Here is a 4,957-nt window from a genome sequence, read left to right as displayed (position 1 = left end):
CCTGATCGTTGTTGCATTCGCCATGCGCCCTTCCTAAAGCGCCCCCGCCGCGCGGGGAAGGGCTTGCGCGCAAGAATCTTACGATTGTCGAACCCGAAGGAGCCTCAACTTGGCCCGCATCGTGATGAAATTCGGCGGCACCTCGATGGCCGGCACGGAGCGCATCCGCCGCGTTGCGCGGATCGTCCAGCGCCAGCAGGCGGCTGGCCATGAAGTGGCGGTGGTCGTCTCGGCCATGTCGGGCGAGACCGACCGGCTGGTGAACTTCTGCCGCGAGGCGGACCCGCTCTACGATCCCGCCGAATATGACGTCGTCGTGGCTGCAGGCGAACAGGTTACTTCCGGCCTGCTGGCCATGCACCTGCAGGCGATCGGCGCGAAGGCGCGCTCGTGGCTCGGCTGGCAGCTGCCGGTGCAGACCGACGATGCCCATGCCAAGGCGCGCATCGAGGGGATCGACTCGGACGCTCTGCTCGCCTCGATGGCGGCGGGCGAGATTGCCGTGATCCCCGGCTTCCAGGGACTGACGGCGGACAATCGCATCACCACGCTGGGGCGCGGCGGGTCGGACACCTCGGCGGTCGCCGTGGCGGCGGCGATTGGCGCGGACCGCTGCGACATCTACACCGACGTTGACGGGGTCTACACCACCGACCCGCGCATCGTCGCCAAGGCGCGCAAGCTGAAGTACGTCACTTACGAGGAAATGCTCGAACTGGCCTCGGTCGGCTCGAAGGTCCTCCAGACCCGCTCGGTCAGCCTTGCCATGAAGGAAAAGGTGCGGGTTCAGGTGCTCTCGTCATTCATTGACGATGACGCTCCCGCCGCCGACACCATCCCCGGAACCATGATCGTCTCTGACGAAGAACTAGAGGGCATCGATATGGAACGCCAGCTCATCACCGGCATCGCCGCCGACAAGAACGAAGCCAAGATCACCCTGACCCGCATCGCTGACCGGCCGGGCGCAGTGGCGCAGATCTTCGGCCCGCTGGCGGCTGCCAACATCAACGTCGACATGATCATCCAGAACATCGCCAAGGACAAGGGCGAGACCGACGTGACCTTCACCGTCCCCGGCGCAGACCTTGCCCGCACGCAGGCGCTGCTCGAATCGCAGAAGGAAGCGATCGGCTATTACCGTATGATCAGCGACGGCAAGGTCGCCAAGATCTCGGTTGTCGGCGTAGGTATGAAAAGCCACGCCGGCGTCGCCGCCACCATGTTCCGCAGCCTCGCGGATCGCGGCATCAACATCCAGGCGATCTCCACCAGCGAGATAAAGGTCTCCGTGCTGATCGACGCGGACGAAACGGAACTGGCGGTGCGCGTGCTGCACTCAGCCTATGAACTCGACGCGAGCGACGAGGCGGCTTGAATAGGCTCGCCACATAAAACCCCGCCCCCGGGCTTGTGATCCGGAGGCGGGGCGCGACCCGGGCGGCAAGGAGGCAGCCGCCGGGCTATGGCGTGACGCTTACTTGAGGCCGAAGCGGTCGGCGTTCATTACCTTGGTCCACGCCTTTACAAAGTCCGCGACGAACTTCGCCTCGTTGCCGTTCTCGGCATAGACTTCGGCAATCGCGCGCAGTTCGGAGTTTGAGCCGAAAACCAGGTCGGCACGGGTGGCGCGCCAGGTTTCGCCGCCGCTGGTGCGGTCGGTGGCGATGAACTCCTCCTCGTCGCTGCTCTCCGCGGCCTTCCACGCGTTGGTCATGCCCAGCAGATTGACGAAGAAGTCGTTGGTCAGCTCGCCCGGGCGGTGCGTGAACGATCCGTGGCCGCGCCCGCCGTGGTTGGCGCCGAGCACGCGCAGGCCGCCGATCAGCACGGTCATTTCCGGGGCAGAAAGCCCGAGCAGCGATGCCTTGTCGAGCATCAGTTCCTCGGTCCTGATCCGCAGCTTTTTGGGCAGGTAGTTGCGGAAGGCATCGGCTTGGGGCTCAAGCGCGGCGAAGCTTTCCGCGTCAGTCTGCGCTTCGTTGGCATCGCTGCGTCCGCCCATGAAGGGCACGGTGATCTCATGGCCTGCCGCCTTGGACGCCATTTCAACGCCGACCACGCCGCCCAGCACGATGGTATCGGCCAGCGACAGCGAGGTGCCGGCGCGCAGATAGTCGAATTGCACGAGGACCTTGGCCAGTTCCGCCGGCTCGTTGACTTCCCAGTCCTTCTGCGGGGCAAGGCGAATGCGAGCGCCATTGGCACCGCCCCTGTGGTCCGATCGGCGATAGGTGCTGGCCGATGCCCACGCGGTCTTGACCAGCTGGCTGACCGTCAGGCCCGAACGCGCGATCTTTTCCTTCAGCGCGGCGACTTCGCCCTCTGTCGGCAGGGTGCCGGCGGGGACCGGGTCCTGCCAGATCAGGTCTTCGGCTGGCACTTCGGGGCCGAGGTAGCGGGCCTTGGGTCCCATGTCGCGGTGCGTCAGCTTGAACCAGGCGCGGGCGAAGGCATCCTTGAAGGCTTCGTGATCGGTACGGAACTTCTCCGAGATGACGCGGAATTCGGGGTCCATCTTCAGCGCCATGTCGGCCGTGGTCATCATCGTCGGCACCTTGACTGATGCGTCCCATGCCGCCGGGGCCATGTCCTCGGGCTTCTGGTTCACCGGCTGCCACTGGTGCGCGCCCGCCGGGCTCTTGACCAGTTCGTAGTCGTAATCGAGCAGCAGGCGGAAATAGTTGGCCGACCATTCGGTGGGCGTGTTCACCCATGCGCCTTCGATGCCGCTGGTGATCGTGTGCTGACCAATGCCGCTTTCGTAACTGCTCAGCCAGCCGAGGCCCATCGCGGTGATGTCGCCGCCTTCAGGCGAGACGCCGACCAGCGCGGCATCGCCCGCGCCGTGCGCTTTGCCAAAGGTGTGGCCGCCAGCGGTGAGCGCGACGGTTTCCTCGTGGTTCATCGCCATGCGTTCGAACGTGATCTTGATGTCGCGCGCCGATTGCAGCGGATCGGGCACGCCGCCGGGACCTTCCGGATTCACGTAGATCAGGCCCATCTGGATCGCCGCGAGCGGGTTTTCGAGGTCTGCCTGATCGTCGGGACGGATGCGGGAGAGATTGCCTTCCTCGCCCACCCACTTTTCTTCCTGACCCCAGTAAATGTCCTTTTCCGGCTCGAACACGTCCTTGCGGCCGCCGCCAAAGCCGAACACCGGCCCGCCCATCGATTCAATCGCGACATTGCCCGCCAGAACGAACAAATCGGCCCACGAGATGTGCTTGCCGTACTTCTGCTTGATCGGCCACAGCAAGCGGCGCGCCTTGTCGAGGTTGCCGTTGTCGGGCCAGGAATTGAGCGGGGCGAACCGCTGCTGGCCGCTGTTGGCCCCGCCGCGGCCGTCTGCCGTGCGGTACGTGCCGGCTGCGTGCCAGGCCATGCGGATGAAGAACGGGCCGTAGTGGCCATAGTCCGCTGGCCACCACGGCTGGCTGTCGGTCATCAGTGCGGTCAGGTCTGCCTTGAGCGCATGATAGTCGAGCGCGTTGAAGGCTTCGGCATAGTCGAAGTCCGCGCCCATCGGATCAGCCGGGCCATGGGGGGCGAGGAGGTCCACGGCGAGGGCATCGGGCCACCAGTCGCGGTTGGTGCGGCCCAGCAGCGCGCGTACGCCTCCATCTGCGTGAAACGGGCAACCGCTTCCGCTCATCTTGCCGGTGTCTGCGTTCATGATCCTGCTCCTGCGAATGTGATTCGGTATGGAGCGAAGATGGGCCTGCCGATTGATCGATAGAAGCGATCAAACATGGTTTCTGTAGTTGGATAAAGCGATTTATTTGCGGAGGCGCACCATACCGATGGGGGTCTGCTTAATAACCCCGCCCCCGGTTTTCACCGAGGGCGGGAGCGACCCGACGGGCCCGGGCTTGACACCCGTGGCTTCGGTTCGCCCCCGCAGAGCCATGATCGGTTGCAAGTTGCCACACCTTTGCGGCGATCCGTGCCGGAGCAAGGATGGGTCTCAGCCCAGCAGCCATGTTCCCATCAACCGGTCCGGCAGGAAGGAAAACAGGCCGGGCAGGGCCAGCGCGCCCAGATAGAGTCCGATCAGCGCCTTGCGGTGCCCGGCTATGTCGCCGCGGCGGATCGTGGCGACGGTCTTCCATGCGCCAAACAGCGTCAGCGGCACGAACAGGTGGATCGGGCTGAACTGGCCGTGGTTGGCCTGCCGGATGAACAGCGCGGACAGCGCGGTGACGACCATCAGCATGATCCAGATGCGGCCCAGCAGCTTGTGGCGCGGAGTGCCTTTGCGCGACAGCATGAGCAACGCGCCCAGCGGCACAGCGGGGACGACGGCGGCCACGTGGATCGCCACGGCCACCAGATGACCGCCGGGATGGTCGGGAGCAAGACCGGCGGCATAGCGCGTGATGGCCAAGGCGCTGGCGGCGGTGAGGCCCACCCCGACCAAGCCGACAGCGGCGCGGGTGAGCGGGCTGAGGTCAAGCGATGTGCGGCGCGGTGCGGTGCGGATGGGCGTTGCAGTGATGGTGGCGGTCATGGTCAGGTGCTCCGGTCAGGTGTTGACCCTTCCTGCCGCCCGCCCGTTCCCGGGCAAGCCCGCTTGCGGGAAAGGTGCCTCCCCTTGCGCGAATGGTGCGGGAAACCCGGCGCTTGCCACTTTACGAAGCGCAAACGGGCGCTAGTTCTGGCTGGGATGAGCGAGAGGTCCCCCGCAGCCAAGGCACCGCATCCCGCGCGGCAAGTCATCATCGACCTCGCGGTGATGACCGTGATCGGCTTCGTGCTGGCTCTGATCGGTCCATTCGGCAGCTTTGCCGCGCCGTTTCCGCAGCGGCTGATCTATTGGCTCGGCCTCGCCTGGGCAGGCTATGCCTGTTACCGGCCGATCGGCGGCCTGACGACGCGGCTGGGGCCGGTGCTCGACTTGCCCGAATGGTCGCTGTGGCTGATCGCCTGCCTGATCGCGACTGTGCCGATGACCGTC

The 4,957-nt window shown here is 65.4% G+C and carries 3 protein-coding genes and 1 pseudogene; 2 read left to right on the top strand and 2 right to left on the bottom strand.

What is annotated here, in order from left to right; genetic code table 11:
* Positions 1-109: 109 nt before the first annotated feature.
* Complete coding sequence (locus tag RMO89_RS19070; protein WP_409035585.1) at positions 110-1,378, top strand: aspartate kinase; 1,269 nt, start codon at positions 110-112, stop codon at positions 1,376-1,378.
* A 99-nt stretch (positions 1,379-1,477) separates the two neighbouring features.
* Here RMO89_RS19070 and katG read toward each other — a convergent pair whose 3' ends face one another.
* Positions 1,478-3,676 carry a catalase/peroxidase HPI gene (katG, locus tag RMO89_RS19065; RefSeq protein WP_310535155.1) on the bottom strand — a complete coding sequence of 733 codons (2,199 nt, stop codon included), beginning with the start codon at positions 3,674-3,676 and terminating at the stop codon, positions 1,478-1,480.
* 291 nt (positions 3,677-3,967) lie between these two features.
* Complete coding sequence (locus RMO89_RS19060; RefSeq protein ID WP_310535153.1) at positions 3,968-4,510, bottom strand: DUF2306 domain-containing protein; 543 nt, start codon at positions 4,508-4,510, stop codon at positions 3,968-3,970.
* 156 nt (positions 4,511-4,666) lie between these two features.
* Here RMO89_RS19060 and RMO89_RS19055 point away from each other — a divergent pair.
* Positions 4,667-4,957, top strand: a pseudogene (locus RMO89_RS19055) (LytTR family transcriptional regulator); the annotation flags it as partial.

Source organism: Novosphingobium sp. (assembly GCF_031424035.1).
Taxonomy (GTDB): domain Bacteria; phylum Pseudomonadota; class Alphaproteobacteria; order Sphingomonadales; family Sphingomonadaceae; genus Novosphingobium.
This window is presented reverse-complemented; position numbering and strand designations above follow the sequence as displayed.